Raw genomic sequence first — 15,824 nt, 5'->3', positions numbered from 1 at the left:
TCCGGCTTAGCCGTGATTACGTATCGCGGCCGCAGAGCGCAGGGCCTTGCGCAAGGTCGACGAGCGCGCGCCCCAGCGCCTCGATCTCGCGGTCGCTGCGCGATCCGGCGAAAATCGACGCGGAAACGCAGAACTGCACCGCCCCGCCCTCGCCCGGCCCCGGAGGAACGGTGGCGCTGACCGAGCAGATGCCGGGATGGTTGAAACCGTCGTCGATCGCATAGCCGACGCTCTGCGCCCGCGCGATCTGCTCGACCCAGGCGGCAAGGTCGATCCGGCGCCGCCACCGCACCTTCGAGAACCGCCGCACCAGCTCGGCGTGGTCGAGGCCCGCCGATGCGGCGAGCGCGCGCCCGGTCGATCCGCCGCCGATGGGCTGGCGCTGTCCTTCGACCATGTGGATCCGCGTCGCCTCGCCGCTTTCGCCGAGCGCGACGAGGGCGAGCCGCTCGTTCGACACGACCTGCCACAGGCCGGTCGCGGTGTCGTGTTCGCGGGCGAAGCGGGCGAGCGCGGGCCGCGCCGCCGCGATGCGGCGCGACGGGCCGGAATCGCCGAGCACGCCGGCCTGCGCCCAGCCCTCGGCCAGGCGATAGCGCTTGCCCGCGATTTCGCGTTGGCAGATCCCCTCGGCGACGAGCGTGCGCAACAGGTTGAGCCCGCTCGAGGGCGATAGCCCGGTCTCGCGGACCACCTCGGACAGGGTCAGCGGGCCTTCGACCGAAAGGAGCCGAAGGATCGCGAAAGCCTGCGATACGGAGCGGACGGGACCGGGCACGCCGCAGCGATAGATTTCACGCCTGTGAAAAGCAATTCGCAATGTTGAACTCGATTAACCGAGCGGTTAGCGCCTCAAGCGCGATCAGGGAGACTCGAATGCCCGGCATTCTCGAAGGCAAGGTTGTGGCGATCACCGGCGCCGGTCGCGGCATCGGCCGCGAAATCGCGTTGCTCTGCGCGCGCGAAGGCGCCGCCGTCATCGTCAACGACCCGGGCGTCGCGCAAGGCGGTGATGGCGCAGACGCCGCGCCTGCGGACACCACCGTGGCCGACATCGCCGCCGCCGGCGGGCGCGCGTACGCCAACTTCGCCAATGTGGCCGATCCCGCAGCTGCAGCCACCATCGTCGAGGACGCGGTGCAGCGCTTCGGCCGTATCGATGCGGTGGTCAACAACGCCGGCATCCTGCGCGACACGATCTGGCACAAGATGAGCTACGAGGACTGGACCAGCGTCATCGACGTGAACCTGACCGGCGCCTTCAACGTGTCGAAGGCGGCCACGCCCTATTTTCGCGAACAGGGTTCGGGCAGCTTCATCCACTTCACCTCGACCAGCGGCCTCATCGGCAACATCGGCCAGGCCAACTACTCTGCCGCCAAGCTCGGCCTCGTCGCGCTGTCGCATTCGATCGCGCTCGACATGGCGCGCTGGGGCGTGCGCTCGAACTGCATCGCGCCGTTCGCGTGGAGCCGGATGACCGCCTCGATCCCGGCGGAAACCCCCGAGCAGAAGCTGCGCGTCGAACGCATGAAGACGATGAGCGCGGACAAGATCGCCCCGCTCGTCGCCTTCCTCGCCTCGGACGCGGCGCAGGGCGTGAACAACCAGATTTTCGCCGTGCGCAAGAACGAAATCCTGCTGTTCAACAAGCCGCGCCCGGTGCGCTCGATGGTCAAGCTGGAGGGCTGGACGCCGCAGGCCATCGCCGACGAGCTGGTGCCCGCGTTCAAGCCCGCCTTCGCGCGCGCCGACGAAGTCTCGGCGCACGTGTTCCCCTACGATCCGGTCTGAGGAGAGGCCCCGATGAGCACCCCCAATACGGGCATGGACCCCGAAGTCTTCGAGCAGTTCCACGAACAGCTCAAGCGCTATGTCCGCGAACGGCTGATCCCCGCGGAAGCGCAAGTGATCGCCGAGGACAAGATCCCCGACGACATTCTCGCCGAAATGCGCGAGATGGGCCTGTTCGGGCTGACCATGCCGGTCGAATACGGCGGCGCGGGGATGAACATCACCCAGTACGTCGAGACGATCCACACGCTGAGCTACGCGCTGCCGGCCTATCGCTCGATCACCTCGATCAATCTCGGCATGGTCTGTTCGGCGATCAAGCTCAACGGAACGGACGAGCAGAAGTCCGAATGGCTGCCGCGCCTCGCCGCTGGTGAAATCGCCTCGTTCGGCCTGACCGAACCGGGCTCGGGCTCGGACTCGGCGGGTCTTCAGACCACCGCGGTGCGCTCGGGCAACGGCTATGTCCTGAACGGCACCAAGCGCTACATCACCAACGCGCCGTTCGCCAAGGTGGCGTTGATCATGGCGCGCACCAACAAGGAATCGCTGCCCAAGAACGCGCACGTCTCGGCCTTCATCGTGCCGATGGACACGCCCGGCATCACCGTGGGCAAGAGCGACAAGAAGATGGGCCAGCAGGGCAGCCACATCGCCGACATCATCATGGAGGACGTCTACGTCCCCGGTGAAGCCCTGCTCGGCGGGGAAGAGGGCAAGGGCTTTGCCGTCGCCATGCAGAGCCTCGACAACGGACGCCTGTCGGTCGGCGCGGCGGCGACCGCCTATGCCAAGCGCGCGCTCGACACCGCGGTGCGCTATGCCAACGAGCGCAAGGCCTTCGGCGAGCCGATCGCCAATTTCCAGCTGATCCAGGCGATGCTGGCCGACAGCCAGGCCGAGATCTACGCCGCGCAGTGCATGATGCGCGACGCCATCGCCAAGGCCGACGCCGGGCAGAAGGTCCTGATGGAAGCCGCCTCGTTCAAGATGTTCGCCTCGGAAATGTGCGGCCGCGTCACCGATCGCTGCGTGCAGATCCACGGCGGCGCGGGCTACCTCGCCGAATACGAGGCCGAGCGCTTCTTCCGCGACAGCCGCATCTACCGGATCTACGAAGGCACCACCCAGATCATGCAGCTGGTGATCGCCAAGCAGATGCTGCGCAACTTCGCCGCCGGCGTGGAAGGCTGAAGCCTTGTACGATCTCCTGAACGGACTGTCGGTGGTAGAGGCGTCGTCGTTCGTCGCCAGCCCCACCGCCGGGCTCTACTGCGCGCAGATGGGCGCAGACGTGATCCGCGTCGACCAGATCGGCGGCGGACCGGACTTCCGGCGCTGGCCGCTGGGGCCTTCAGGAGGTTCGCTCTACTGGGAGAACCTCAACCGCGCCAAGAAGTCGGTCGCGCTCGATCTCGGGCGGCCGGAAGGGCGCGAGCTGCTCCAGGCGCTGGTGCGCGCCACGGGCCAGTTCATCACCAACTTCCCGGCCGAAGGCTTCCTTGCCCACAACCTGCTGGCGCGCGAGCGGGCCGACCTCATCACCGTGCGGGTAATGGGCTGGGCCGATGGCAGCCCGGCGCTCGACTACACCGTCAACAACGCGGTCGGCTATCCGATGCTTACCGGCGCGGGGCCGGAGCCGGTCAACCACGTGCTGCCGGCCTGGGACCTGCTGACCGGCGCCTACGCCGCCTTCGCGCTGCTCGCCGCGCTGCGCCGCCGCGACGCCACGGGCCACGGCGGCGAAGTGCGGCTGCCGCTGTCCGACGTCGCCATCGGCACCGTCGCCAACTTGGGCAGCCTTGCCGAAGTGCTGGTCGGCGGGGCGAACCGCCCGCGCATGGGCAATACCGTCTACGGCCTGTTCGGGCGCGATTTCGTCACCGCCGACGGCGTGCGCACGATGATCGTCGTGGTCACCCACCGCCAGTGGGCAAACCTGTTGAAGACCCTGGGGATCGAGGCGGAAGTCGCCGCAATCGAAGCGGCGCGCGGCGTCTCCTTCGCCAAGGACGACGGCCTGCGCTTCGGCCACCGCGATGCCCTGTTCCCGCTGTTCGAAGCGGCGATCGGCGCGCGCGACCACGCCGATCTCGCCGCCGCCTTCGATGGCGCCGGGATCGTCCATTCGGCCTATCGCACGATGCTCGATGCGGCGCGCGATCCGGCGCTGGTCGACGACAACCCGATCTTCGGGGCGAGTTCCAATCCCAGCGGCTGCGCCTATCCTGCCGTCGGCGCCTTCGCCACGGTGCCCGGCCTCGAGCGCGGCGAACCCCGCCCTGCTCCGTTGAACGGAGAGCACAGCGAAGCCGTGCTGTCCGAACGCCTCAAGCTGTCCTCGGGCGAGATCGCCCGCCTGATCGATGCCGGCATTGTCGGTGTCGGACGAACCGGAGAATGATGCCATGACCCTGCGCCGCGTCGCCGTTGTCGCCCCGATCCGCACCGCCGTCGGCAAGTTCGGCGGCTCGCTCGCCTCGATGAACGCCGGCCAGCTGGGCGCGGTGATCCTCAAGGCGCTGATCGAGCGCACGAAGATCGATCCCGCCCGCGTCGACGACGTGATCTTCGCGCAAGGCTACGGCAGCGGCGAAGCGCCCGCGATCGGGCACTGGGCGTGGCTTGCCGCAGACCTTCCGCTCGAAGTCCCGGGCTACCTCGTCGACCGGCGCTGCGGCTCGGGGCTTCAGGCGGTGGTCAACGGCGCGATGATGATCCAGACCGGCGCCGCCGACGTCGTCGTTGCGGGCGGGGTGGAATCGATGTCCAACGTCGAGCACTACACCACCGACCTGCGCAAGGGCGTGCGCATGGGGAACCTGACGATCCACGACCGCCTGACCCGCGGCCGCGTGATGAGCCAGCCGGTCGAGCGCTTCGGCGTCATCACCGGCATGATCGAGACGGCCGAGAACCTTGCGAAAGACTACGACATCAGCCGCGAGGACGCCGACGCCTATGCCGTCCGCTCGCACCAGCGCGCCACCGCCGCGTGGGAAAAGGGCCTGTTCGCCGACGAACTGGTCGCAGTGCCCGTGCCGCAGAAGAAGGGCGAGCCCAAGCTGTTCGACCACGACGAAGGCTATCGCCCCGATGCGACGATGGAAACGCTCGGTGCACTCAAGCCGATCGAAGGCGGCGTGGTCACTGCGGGCAACGCCAGCCAGCAGAACGATGCCGCGGCCGCCTGCCTGCTCGTCGCCGAGGACAAGCTCGCGGAACTGGGCCTCGAGCCCATCGCCTGGTTCCATTCGTGGGCGGCGGCGGGCTGCGAGCCGAGCCGCATGGGCATCGGCCCGGTCCCGGCGGTCGAGCGCCTGTTCGCGCGCACCGGCCTGTCGTGGAAGGACATCGACCTCGTCGAACTGAACGAGGCCTTCGCCCCGCAGGTCCTCGCCGTGCTCAAGGGCTGGGGCTGGTCGAAGGACGACAGCCGCAACGAGATCCTCAACGTCAACGGCTCGGGCATCTCGCTCGGCCATCCGATCGGAGCGACCGGCGGGCGCATCCTCGCCAACCTGACGCGCGAACTGGTGCGTCGCGACGGGCGCTACGGCCTCGAGACGATGTGCATCGGCGGCGGCCAGGGGATTGCCGCGGTGTTCGAGAGGGCGTGATGTTCGGCACCGAACTCGACGCCGCGCGCGCCTTCCGCGATGCCGCCCGGGCCGCGCTGGCGCGCCGCCTGGAAGCGCGCAGGATCGACGACGAGCAGCGCGCCGCGCACGGCTTCGCATGGGTCGCAACGACCGTCGCCGCGCTGGAATCGGTGGCCGGATGGCTCGAGCGGAACGGCGCCGCGAACCCGGTCGATGCGCTGGTGGCGAGGCTCGCCTTCGCGGAGTTGGGCGCGCAGCTGACCGGCGGCCTCGCCATGGGCCAGAACGAGATGTTCCGCCCAGCCGACCTCGACCTGACCGAAGCGGCGCGCGCGCTCCACGCCGCCTTCGCCGCGCTGATCGAGGCCGACCATGCCGCGACCCGGCGCGAACTGGCGATGATGCTCGCCGACGGCCTCTGGCCGAGCGAGAGCTTCCACGACGCCGACCTCGACACCATCCGCGAGCAGTATCGCCGCTTCACCGACAGCGAGATCCTGCCCCACGCGCACAAGTGGCATCTCGCCAACGACCTGATCCCCGATGCGACGGTGCAGGCCATGGCCGACCTCGGCACGTTCGGCGTGTGCATCCCCGAAAGCTACGGCGGGCTTGGGCTCAACAAGCTGGTGATGTGCCTCGTGACCGAGGAGCTGTCGCGCGGGTGGATCGGCGCCGGGTCGCTCGGCACGCGCTCCGAGATCGCCGGCGAGCTGATTTCGGGCGGCGGGACCGAGGCGCAGAAGGCGTATTGGCTGCCCAAGATCGCGAGCGGCGAGATCCTGCCGACCGCCGTGTTCACCGAACCCGACACCGGCTCCGACCTCGGCTCGCTCCAGACCCGCGCCCGGCTCGATGGCGGGCAGTGGGTGATCGACGGCGCCAAGACCTGGATCACCCATGCCAGCCGCAGCGACCTGATGACGCTGCTCGCCCGGACCCTGCCCGACGCCAAGGGCTATGCCGGGCTGTCGATGCTGCTGGTGCCAAAGCCGCGCGGCAGCGAGGCCGACCCCTTCCCCGCCCCCGGCATGACCGGCAGCGAGATCGAGGTGCTCGGCTATCGCGGGATGCGGGAATACGCACTGCAGTTCGACGGCATGACCGCGCCGGAGGACGCGCTGCTCGGCGGCGAGCAGGGGCAGGGCTTCAAGCAGCTGATGCGCACCTTCGAAGGCGCGCGCATCCAGACCGCCGCCCGCGCCGTGGGCGTCGCCCGCCGTGCGCTTGAGCTCGCGCTCGACTACGCTCTCAATCGCAAGCAGTTCGGCCAGGCGATCGTCCACTTCCCCCGCGTGTCCGACAAGCTGGCGATGAGCCTCGTCGACTTCGTCGTGGCCCGCGAGCTGACCTACGACGCCGCGCGCGCCAAGGACCTGGGCAAGCGGTGCGACATCGAGGCGGGCATGGCCAAGCTGCTCGCCGCGCGCGTCGCCTGGTCCAATGCCGATGCGGCGCTGCAGGTCCATGGCGGCAACGGCTACGCGCTCGAATACGAGATCAGCCGCGTGCTGTGCGATGCGCGCATCCTCAACATCTTCGAGGGCGCGGCGGAGATCCAGGCGCAGGTCATCGCGCGCGGACTCGCGGGCGGGCGCAATTGAGCTTCGACGCCTGGATCGGGCGCGAGGAGCGGCGGACCGACCGGGTGTCGGACGGCCTGCTCGCGCGCTGGTGCGCGACGCTCGACCGGCCTGTCCCCGCAGCGATCCCGCAAGGGCTGCACTGGTGCCTGTGCCTGCCCGATGCGCCAACTGCGGGGCTCGGCGGCGACGGCCACCCCTTGCGCGACGACAGCCCCGACAGCTTCCTGCCGCCCGTCCCGCTGCCGCGCCGGATGTGGGCATCGAGCAAGGTCGACTTCCTCGCCCCCCTGTCCGCCGGCGCCGCGATCGAGCGGATCAGCCGCGTCGCCTCGGTCAGGGAAAAGAGCGGGAACAGCGGCTTGCTGGTGTTCGTCGATGTGGAGCACGAAACCCGCGCCGATGGCGTCGCCGCGGTGCGCGAGGTGCAATCGCTGGTCTATCGCGCCGCCGCCCCCGCCGATGCGCCGCCCGCCCCGCCGCCCCCCGGCCCCGCCCGGTTCGAGGCGAGCGGCTGGGACGCGGTGCGCACGCTCACCCCGTCCGAAGCGCTGCTGTTCCGCTTCTCGGCGCTGACCTTCAACAGCCACCGCATCCACTACGACCTGCCCTATGCGACCGCCGGGGAAGGCTATCGCGGCCTCGTCGTCCACGGCCCGCTGACCGCCACCCTGCTGCTCGACCTCGCCCGGCGCGAGCTGGGCGACAATGCGCTTGCCCGCTTCGCCTTCCGCGGCACCTCGCCCGCGATCTGCGGCGAGGATCTCCACCTCGCCCTGCGGCGCGAGGGCGACGCGCTGACGCTCGGCGCCTTCGCCGGCGACGGTCGGCAGGTCATGGATGCAAGCGCGCGGCTGCGCTGAGGCCGGCGGGCAGAAGGCTCGGTGCAGCCTCGATTCGCCCGCCTCGGAAGTCGTTGCACGCCGCTTCCCGGATCGCGCAATCTCCAACAAGGTTGACACAGTTGACACTGTCCAGGGGAAAAATTCGGATCGATCAGTGTCGCGGTATTGATCGCCTGCGTCGATCAATTCGGCGCAACGCCGCCGCGGCCTGAGGGATTGTCGCGAAGGCCTGGACATGGGCGCCACTTCTGCCCGAAGCGCCGGGTGTAGGACAGGCAAATCGGTTCGTCCGACCGGGTCCGGACCGCAAGCCCCGGAGCCGGCCAGGACGGGCCGTGCGCCGCGCCGTCTGCCGGGGGACAGGCTTGCCGCAGCGACTAAACCTCGGGCAGTCCCTCGTACTCCTTGCACAGCGCAGTCGAGGCGACGAATTCGTCGAGCAGCCATTGCGCAGCGGGTCCGGGCGGCAGGTCGCGACGCCAGATGCCCCAGAAACCATAGACGCCCTCGGTGGTGTCGGGCATCGCCAGCTTGACCAGCGCGCCCGACTGCAGATCGCCTTCGACCATGTGGATCGGCATGTTGCCCCAGCCGATGCCTTCCTTGAGCAGGGCGTGCTTGGCCGAGAGGTCGGCGAGGCGCCAGGTCTTGGAACTGACCACGGCGAAGTCGCGGCCCTCGGTGAAGCGCGAACGGTCGGACAGCACGAGCTGGGTATAGTGGCGGCCGGCCCCGGGCGGGATCGGGTCCATCCGCGCCAGCGGGTGATCGGGCGCGGCCACCGGCACCATCAGCGTCTGCCCCGCCGCGACCCGCTCCGCGCCGTCGGTGATCGGCCCCGAGATGCCGACGATGGCCTTGCCGTCGAGCACCATCGCGGTCACCGCGCCCAGCGCTTCGACATGGAGCCGCAGCTGCACCGTGGGGAAGGTCTGGGCGAAACCGCGCAGCACCTTGCCGAGCCGGTCGGGCGGGATCATCACGTCGACCGCGACGTCGATCTCGGCCTCGAGCCCGTCGAGCATGCCCTTCACCTTGGCGCGAAGGCCATCCATGCCCTCGGCGACCGCTCGCGCTTCGGCGAGCAGCGCGCGGCCCGCGGTGGTGAGCGTGGGCTTGCGCGTGCCTTCGCGGTCGAACAGGCTGAGCCCCAGTTGCGCTTCGAGATTGGCGATGCCGTAGCTGATCACCGAAACCGCGCGGTTGAGCTTTCGCCCCGCCGCGGCGAAGCTGCCGGTATCGACGATGGCGAGAAAGATGCGCAGCTGGTCGAATGTCGGCGTGCCGGGGTTGGCCATGCGCTTCTTTTCCGATTCCTGGAACAATCCGAGCGATTTTATCCTTCTGAACAGAAAGGCGCGCAAGGCCTATCTCGCTACCAACGAAGCGACGCACCCTGCCGCTTCTTCGGAGACCAACCATGATCGAACTTCGTCCCTTCGACAGCCTCGGCGGCGAAAACCACGGCTGGCTCGACGCCAAGCACCACTTCTCGTTCGCCGGCTACCATGACCCGGCGCGGGTCCACTGGGGCAACCTGCGCGTGTGGAACGACGACACCATTGCGCCGAAGACCGGGTTTCCCCCCCACCCGCATCGCGACATGGAGATCATCACCTACGTCCGCGAAGGCGCGATCACCCACCAGGACAGCCTGGGCAACCAGGGCCGCACCGAAGCGGGCGACGTCCAGGTGATGAGCGCTGGCACCGGCATCCGCCATTCCGAATACAACATGGAAGATGTCGTCACGAAGATCTTCCAGATCTGGATCATCCCGACGCGGCAGGGCGAGAACCCGAGCTGGGGTTCGCGGCCCTTCCCCAAGGGCGAGCGCACCGGCCAGTTCGTCACGCTCGCCTCGGGCTATGCCGGCGATGGCGATGCCCTGCCGATCCGCACCGACGCGCGGGTCGTCGCAGCGACGCTCAAGGCCGGGGACACGGTGGACTATCCGCTGGGCGCGGCGCGCAAGGGCTACCTGGTGCCGGCGACGGGCAAGGTCAGCATCGAGGACGTGGTCGTCAATGCCCGCGACGGTGCCGCGATCAGCGAGCTCGAAGTGCTGCGCGTCACTGCGCTGGAGGACAGCGAGATCGTATTGGTCGACGCGGCCTGATCGACCCCAAGCACTAGGGCGGCAGGACCAGAACGGCAGCACCAGAACGGCAGGGCGCCCGCGCGGGCGCCCTGCCACGAACGGAGAACGATCCATGGCACGACACGCGACAGCACCGGCGCTCGCCCAGCACCAGTGGCAACGGGTGCGCCGGTCGATGAAGGCCGTGGCCGGATGCGCCTGCAATGCCGAGCGGGGCGGCCCCCTGGCGCGGCTGTTCCGCAGCAGGCCCGCTGCTCCGGTGGCGGGGGAACTGGCGGCGGTGCACACCTTGATGTGCAGCGCAGCGCTCGGCCGCGAGCCGTCGGGCTCGGTAATCGACGCGCTGCGCGGCCATGGCTACAGCGAGGTCGAACTGGAGGCGATCGCGCTCCTCGCCGGCTGAGCCGGCTAGGCGGTGACCAGCGATCCGTCCTTCGACAGCTTCAGGATGGGCGCGGCGCGCGCTTCCTTGAGCGCCTGCTCGAGCGACGAGACGATGCCGGCCGCGCCGCGGTCGCGGTCGCAGGCGAAATCGATCGAGCGACGGACCCACCCGCAGACGGAGCCGTCGTCATCCACCTCCACTTCGTGCAGCACGTAATGCTGTCCATGATCGACAATACGATAAGTCCAAGCCATTCCGGTCCAAATCCTTAAATACATACAACAGCCCTAGCCCTGTAACTCGGCTGCGCCACGGTGGTTCCCCTAGCGTCGTTACGTAGCGCTAACTCCATGGTTCTTAACGATAAAGTGACTCATGGAGGGTAGGATCGACAAGCGAGCGCATTCCGGCGCATCGCACCGGGAGCTGGGCTGAGCCTTCCTCATGAACCTTGATGGCGCGTCGAACCTGCAAAAGCGCGTGGGCCGCGAACACCGGCGCGCGCGGATCCTGCGCGCCACGCTGGTGACATTGGCCGGGCACAGCCACGAGGTGATCGTGCGCAACCTTTCGGATTTCGGCCTCGGCATGACCTGCCGGACGATCGCACCGGAAAAGGGGGAATCGGTCACCGTCCGGCTTCCCGGCGACATCACGGTTCACGGAACGGTGCGCTGGGTGACCGGCCAGGCTTTCGGGGTGGCGCTCGACGACAAGCTCGAAGCAGACGCGATCGAAGCCGCGCTGCAGCGCAAGTCGTCCGAGCCGACCGCCGCGCCCGGATGGCAGATCGAGGATCGCCACCGCGTCTACACTCCTCGGGTCGATCCGACGAAGATGCGCCGCGTCTGAGGATGCGGCGGGGCTGACCCTCGCCGGGGGAACGGCGCGGCGGTGCTGCGCATTGTCTGCTGCGATGCCCTCCCCCGATCACCATCCCCAACCGCGCTGGTGGCAGCGCGGCGTCGTCTATCAGATCTATCCGCGCTCCTTCCTCGATGCCGACGGCGACGGGATCGGCGATCTCGCCGGGATCCGGCGCGGGCTTCGCCACGTCCAGGACCTTGGCGTCGACGCCATCTGGCTGTCGCCGATCTACCCCTCGCCGATGGCCGATTTCGGCTACGACATCGCCGATCATTGCGCGATCGACCCGATGTTCGGCACCCTCGCGGAGTTCGATGCGCTGGTCGGCGAGGTCCACGCGGCAGGGCTGCGGCTGATCCTCGACTTCGTTCCCAACCATACCTCGGATCGCCACCCGTGGTTCCTCGAGAGCCGGCGTTCGCGGACCAGCCCGAAGCGCGACTGGTACATCTGGCGCGATCCGGCCGCCGACGGCGGACCGCCGAACAACTGGACCAGCGACATGGGCGGCTCGGCCTGGGAGTGGGACGAGGCGACCGGGCAGTACTATCTCCATGCGTTCCTGCGCGAACAGCCCGACCTCAACTGGCGCAACCCCGCGGTCCGCGCGGCGATGCTGGGCGTCCTCGAGTTCTGGCTCGCCCGCGGCGTCGACGGCTTCCGCATCGACGTGCTGTGGCACTGCTTCAAGGCGGACGGCCTGCCCGACAATCCGCCGAACCCGGACTATCGCCCGGCGCTGGGCGAGAAGTTCAAGGTTCTCCAGCACCATTCCGCGAACCAGCCCGAGGTGCTCGACCTCGCGGCCGAGATGCGGCGGCTGGCTGAGGCGACCGGCGACACCTTGCTGGTGGGCGAGGTGTGCCTGCCCGTGCCCGAGCTGATGCGCTATTACGGCACCGACCAGGCGCCCGGCGTCCACCTGCCGTTCAATTTCCAGTTGCTCGACACGCCGTGGGAGCCGCGGGCGCTGGGCGAGATGATCGAAGCCTACGAAGCGGCGCTGCCGCCCGGGGCCTGGCCCAACTGGGTGATCGGCAGCCACGATGCGCCGCGCATCGCCGGGCGGCTGGGCGAGGCGCAGGCGCGCGTCGCGATGATGCTGCTGCTGACGCTGCGCGGCACGCCGACGCTTTACCAGGGCGACGAACTGGCGATCGGCAAGGTCGCCATCCCGCCCGACCGCATCCGCGATCCGCAGGACCTGCGCCAGCCCGGGCTCGGCCTCGGGCGCGATGGCGCGCGCACGCCGATGCCGTGGGACGGCTCGGCCAACGCCGGCTTCAGCAGCGTCGAGCCGTGGCTTCCGCTCAACGACGACTGGCGCGTGCGCAACGTGGCGCGGCAGGCGGCCGACCCGACATCGATGCTTGCGCTGACCCGCGCCCTGCTCGCGCTCCGCCGCGCGCGCCCCGCGCTGGCGCTCGGCGACTTCGCGCTGGCGTATGTCGATGCGCAGGTGCTCGCCTTCACCCGCACCCGCGGCGGCGAACGCCTGGGCGTCGCGCTCAACCTGTCGGGGCGCGACGCGCCCTGCCCGCTCGACGGGCGGCTGCTGCTTTCGACCTGCGGCCCCGACCGGCCCGCAGGCCGCCTTCGCGCCGACGAAGGCGTCATCCTCGCCCTCGACGAAAGCTGACCCGATGCGCATCGCCATGCTCGCCCCGATCGCCTGGCGCACCCCGCCGCGCCACTACGGGCCGTGGGAGCTGGTCACGAGCCAGCTGACCGAAGCGCTGGTCGCGCGCGGGATCGACGTCACCTTGTTCGCGACGCTCGACAGCGCGACCGGCGGCACGCTCGACGGGGTGGTCCCAGCGCCTTACGAGGAAGACCCCGCGATCGACGCGAAAGTGTGGGAATACCGGCACTTGTCGCACTGTTTCGCCAAGGCCGGGCAATTCGACCTGATCCACAACCAGCTCGATTTTCCGGCCCATGCCTTCGCGCCGCTGGTCGAGACGCCGATGGTCACGACGATCCACGGCTTCTCCTCCGAACGCATCCTGCCGATGTACAAGCCGTTCGAGGACCGGGTGAACTATGTCGCGATCAGCGCGGCGGATCGCCATCCCGCGTTGCGCTATGCCGCCACCATCCACCACGGCATCCCGGTCGAGACCTTCGCCTTCGACGCGCAAGGCGCGGACAGGCTGCTCTATTTCGGGCGCATCCATCCCGACAAGGGCGCCGCCCACGCGATTGCCGCGGCGCGCGCGGTCGGCCTGCCGCTCGAGATGTACGGCATCGTCCAGGACCGGGGTTACCACGAGCGCGAGGTCCTGCCCGCGCTCGATGACGCGATCCGCTTCCATGGCGCGGTGGGCGGCGCGGCGCGGGTCCGCGCGCTGGGACAGGCGCGCGCGCTGCTCCACCTGATCGACTTCGACGAGCCGTTCGGGCTGTCGGTGGTCGAGGCGATGGCCTGCGGCACCCCGGTGATCGCGACGCGGCGCGGCTCGATGCCCGAGCTGATCGAGCACGGCGTCAACGGCTTCCTCGTCGACCACCCCGACGAAGCGGCAGAAGCGATCGCGCGGATCGGCGAGATCGACCGCGCCGCCTGCCGCGCGGTCGCCGTCGAACGCTTCTCGGTCGCGCGCATGGCGGCCGAGTACGAGGCGCTCTACCGCCGCATCCTCGCGCGCGGGATCGACGAGCAGCAGACGCTGGCGCAAGGGGTGATCTAGGCCTTCAGCCTTTGCGCGTGCCAGGCGACGTGCTCGGCCATGAAGGTCGAGATGAAGTAGTAGGAATGATCGTAGCCCGGCTGCATGCGGATCGTCGCCTCCTGCCCGGCGCGCTCGCAGGCCTCGACCAGCAGATCGGTCTTGAGCTGCTCGGCGAGGAAGCCGTCGGCCTCGCCCTGGTCGACCAGCAGGGCGGGAACGCGCGCGCCGCCTTCGATCAGCGCGCAGGCGTCGTATTCGCGCCACGCCGCCTTGTCGGGGCCGAGGTAGCCGCCCAGCGCCTTCTCGCCCCAGGGGCAGGCGAGCGGGCTGACGATCGGCGCGAAGGCGCTGACCGAGCGGAAGCGGCCGGGATTGCGCAGGGCCACGGTCAGCGCGCCGTGCCCGCCCATCGAATGGCCGGTGATGCCCTGCCGGCCCATGTCGACCGGGAAATGCTCGGCCAGCAGCGCCGGCAGTTCGCGCTCGATGTAGCTGCGCATGCGGAAGTTCGCCGCCCACGGCGCCTGCGTCGCATCGACGTAGAATCCCGCGCCCTTGCCGAAGTCGTAAGCCTCGTCGTCGGGCACGTCCTCGCCGCGCGGGGAGGTGTCGGGCGCCACGAAGATCAGGCCGGCTTGCGCGCAGGCGGCGCGGAATTCGCCCTTTTCGGTGACGTTGGCGTGGGTGCAGGTCAGCCCCGAGAGATACCACAGCACCGGCAACCGCGCGCCCGGCGCATGATCGGGCACGAAGACCGAGAAGGTCATCGGCGTGCCGGTTTCGGCGGACGCGTGCGTGTAGACGCCCTGCGTGCCGCCGTGGCTGCGGTTGGCGCTGACCTGTTCCATTTCGCTCAGAACACCACGACGCTGCGGATCGACTTGCCGGCGTGCATCAGGTCGAAGGCGGTGTTGATCTCCTCGAGCCCCATCACGTGGGTGATCATCGGGTCGATCTCGATCTTGCCGGTCATGTACATGTCGACGATCTTGGGCACGTCGGTGCGGCCCTTGGCCCCGCCGAACGCGGTGCCGCGCCAGTTGCGGCCCGTGACGAGCTGGAACGGACGGGTGCTGATTTCCTTGCCCGCCTCGGCCACGCCGATGATGATGCTGGTGCCCCAGCCGCGGTGGCAGGCTTCGAGCGCGGTGCGCATCACTTCGGTGTTGCCGGTGGCGTCGAAGGTGTAGTCCGCGCCGCCGTCGGTCATCGCCACGATCTTCGCGACGACGTCCTCGCGGCTCATGCCCTTGCTGTCGAGGAAGTCGGTCATGCCGAACTTGCGGCCCCATTCCTCGCGATCGGGGTTGATGTCGACGCCGATGATCTTGTTCGCGCCGGCAAGGCGCGCGCCCTGGATCACGTTGAGGCCGATGCCGCCGAGGCCGAACACCACGACATTGTCACCCACCTGGACCTTGGCGGTGTTGATCACCGCGCCCACGCCGGTCGTCACCCCGCAGCCGATGTAGCAGCTGGTCTTAAACGGCGCGTCCTCGCGGATCTTCGCCACGGCGATCTCGGGCAGCACGGTGAAGTTCGAGAAGGTCGAGCAGCCCATGTAGTGGAAGATCGTCTGGCCCTTGTAGGAAAAGCGCGAGGTGCCGTCGGGCATCAGGCCCTTGCCCTGCGTCGCGCGGATCGCGGTGCACAGGTTGGTCTTGCCCGAAAGGCAGCTTTTGCACTGGCGGCATTCGGGGGTGTAGAGCGGGATCACGTGATCGCCCGGCTTCACCGAAGTGACGCCCGCGCCGACTTCGCGCACGACGCCTGCGCCTTCGTGGCCGAGCACCGAGGGGAAGATGCCTTCGCTGTCGAACCCGTCGAGCGTGTAGGCATCGGTGTGGCACACGCCGGTCGCCATGATCTCGACCAGCACTTCGCCGGCCTTCGGTCCTTCCAGATCGAGCTCGACGATCTCGAGGGGCTGCTTGGGGGCAAAGGCGACGGCGGCGCGTGTCTTCATCGGATC

At 69.0% G+C, this 15,824-nt stretch carries 16 protein-coding genes; 11 read left to right on the top strand and 5 right to left on the bottom strand.

Annotated elements, in window-relative coordinates; genetic code table 11:
* Nucleotides 1–16 precede the first annotated feature (16 nt).
* Nucleotides 17–778 (bottom strand): IclR family transcriptional regulator, encoded by a 762-nt coding sequence (locus tag K3A85_RS08820; protein WP_225206147.1) that lies wholly within the window; start codon nt 776–778, stop codon nt 17–19.
* A gap of 98 nt (nt 779–876) precedes the next feature.
* Here K3A85_RS08820 and K3A85_RS08815 point away from each other — a divergent pair, with 98 nt between their 5' ends.
* From K3A85_RS08815 to K3A85_RS08790, 6 genes are read left to right on the top strand one after another with little or no spacing between them, the layout of a single operon-like run.
* Nucleotides 877–1,794 (top strand): SDR family NAD(P)-dependent oxidoreductase, encoded by a 918-nt coding sequence (locus K3A85_RS08815; RefSeq protein WP_225206146.1) that lies wholly within the window; start codon nt 877–879, stop codon nt 1,792–1,794.
* Nucleotides 1,795–1,806: 12 nt separating this feature from the next.
* Complete coding sequence (locus tag K3A85_RS08810; protein ID WP_225206145.1) at nt 1,807–2,988, top strand: acyl-CoA dehydrogenase family protein; 1,182 nt, start codon at nt 1,807–1,809, stop codon at nt 2,986–2,988.
* A gap of 4 nt (nt 2,989–2,992) precedes the next feature.
* Nucleotides 2,993–4,201, top strand: coding sequence for a CoA transferase (locus K3A85_RS08805; RefSeq protein ID WP_225206144.1), 1,209 nt, complete (start codon nt 2,993–2,995; stop codon nt 4,199–4,201).
* A 4-nt stretch (nt 4,202–4,205) separates the two neighbouring features.
* Nucleotides 4,206–5,417, top strand: coding sequence for an acetyl-CoA C-acetyltransferase (locus K3A85_RS08800; RefSeq protein ID WP_225206143.1), 1,212 nt, complete (start codon nt 4,206–4,208; stop codon nt 5,415–5,417).
* Complete coding sequence (locus K3A85_RS08795) at nt 5,417–7,003, top strand: acyl-CoA dehydrogenase family protein (RefSeq protein WP_225206142.1); 1,587 nt, start codon at nt 5,417–5,419, stop codon at nt 7,001–7,003. The genes K3A85_RS08800 and K3A85_RS08795 overlap by 1 nt, the downstream gene beginning before the upstream one ends.
* Nucleotides 7,000–7,845, top strand: coding sequence for an FAS1-like dehydratase domain-containing protein (locus tag K3A85_RS08790; protein WP_225206141.1), 846 nt, complete (start codon nt 7,000–7,002; stop codon nt 7,843–7,845). Before K3A85_RS08795 ends, K3A85_RS08790 begins: the two co-directional genes overlap by 4 nt.
* A gap of 359 nt (nt 7,846–8,204) precedes the next feature.
* On the opposite strand, the gene K3A85_RS08785 is transcribed toward K3A85_RS08790, so the two are convergent.
* Nucleotides 8,205–9,125 (bottom strand): LysR family transcriptional regulator, encoded by a 921-nt coding sequence (locus K3A85_RS08785; RefSeq protein ID WP_225206730.1) that lies wholly within the window; start codon nt 9,123–9,125, stop codon nt 8,205–8,207.
* 122 nt (nt 9,126–9,247) lie between these two features.
* Here K3A85_RS08785 and K3A85_RS08780 point away from each other — a divergent pair, with 122 nt between their 5' ends.
* Nucleotides 9,248–9,946, top strand: a complete 699-nt coding sequence (locus K3A85_RS08780) for a pirin family protein (RefSeq protein WP_225206140.1) — start codon at nt 9,248–9,250, stop codon at nt 9,944–9,946.
* Between the two features lie 94 nt (nt 9,947–10,040).
* The gene (locus tag K3A85_RS08775) at nt 10,041–10,331 is read left to right on the top strand and encodes a hypothetical protein (protein WP_225206139.1); all 291 of its coding nucleotides are present in this window, start codon (nt 10,041–10,043) and stop codon (nt 10,329–10,331) included.
* Between the two features lie 5 nt (nt 10,332–10,336).
* Here the strand turns inward: K3A85_RS08775 and K3A85_RS08770 are convergent, their stop codons facing one another.
* Nucleotides 10,337–10,567, bottom strand: coding sequence for a hypothetical protein (locus K3A85_RS08770; protein ID WP_225206138.1), 231 nt, complete (start codon nt 10,565–10,567; stop codon nt 10,337–10,339).
* A 190-nt stretch (nt 10,568–10,757) separates the two neighbouring features.
* On the opposite strand from K3A85_RS08770, the gene K3A85_RS08765 reads away from it, so the two are divergent.
* The 3 genes from K3A85_RS08765 (at nt 10,758) to K3A85_RS08755 (ending at nt 13,870) form a co-directional block, all read left to right on the top strand.
* Complete coding sequence (locus K3A85_RS08765) at nt 10,758–11,165, top strand: PilZ domain-containing protein (RefSeq protein ID WP_225206137.1); 408 nt, start codon at nt 10,758–10,760, stop codon at nt 11,163–11,165.
* A gap of 64 nt (nt 11,166–11,229) precedes the next feature.
* Nucleotides 11,230–12,819: an alpha-amylase family glycosyl hydrolase gene (locus K3A85_RS08760; RefSeq protein ID WP_225206136.1), complete on the top strand. Its 1,590-nt coding sequence runs from the start codon at nt 11,230–11,232 to the stop codon at nt 12,817–12,819.
* A 4-nt stretch (nt 12,820–12,823) separates the two neighbouring features.
* On the top strand, nt 12,824–13,870 hold the full coding sequence (locus K3A85_RS08755) for a glycosyltransferase family 4 protein (protein WP_225206135.1): 1,047 nt from the start codon (nt 12,824–12,826) through the stop codon (nt 13,868–13,870).
* Here K3A85_RS08755 and fghA read toward each other — a convergent pair.
* Both fghA and K3A85_RS08745 read right to left on the bottom strand, forming a co-directional pair.
* A complete protein-coding gene (gene fghA / locus K3A85_RS08750; RefSeq protein ID WP_225206134.1) occupies nt 13,867–14,700 on the bottom strand; it encodes an S-formylglutathione hydrolase in 834 nt (277 codons plus the stop codon). The two genes, K3A85_RS08755 and fghA, sit on opposite strands and share 4 nt — an antisense overlap.
* A 5-nt stretch (nt 14,701–14,705) precedes the next feature.
* Complete coding sequence (locus tag K3A85_RS08745; protein WP_225206133.1) at nt 14,706–15,818, bottom strand: S-(hydroxymethyl)glutathione dehydrogenase/class III alcohol dehydrogenase; 1,113 nt, start codon at nt 15,816–15,818, stop codon at nt 14,706–14,708.
* Nucleotides 15,819–15,824 lie beyond the last annotated feature (6 nt).

The sequence above is a fragment of the Novosphingobium huizhouense genome (genome assembly GCF_020179475.1).
GTDB classification, from domain to species: Bacteria; Pseudomonadota; Alphaproteobacteria; order Sphingomonadales; family Sphingomonadaceae; genus Novosphingobium; species Novosphingobium huizhouense.
The sequence above is the reverse complement of the archived record's forward strand: the minus strand, read 5'-3'. Positions and strand labels throughout refer to the sequence as shown.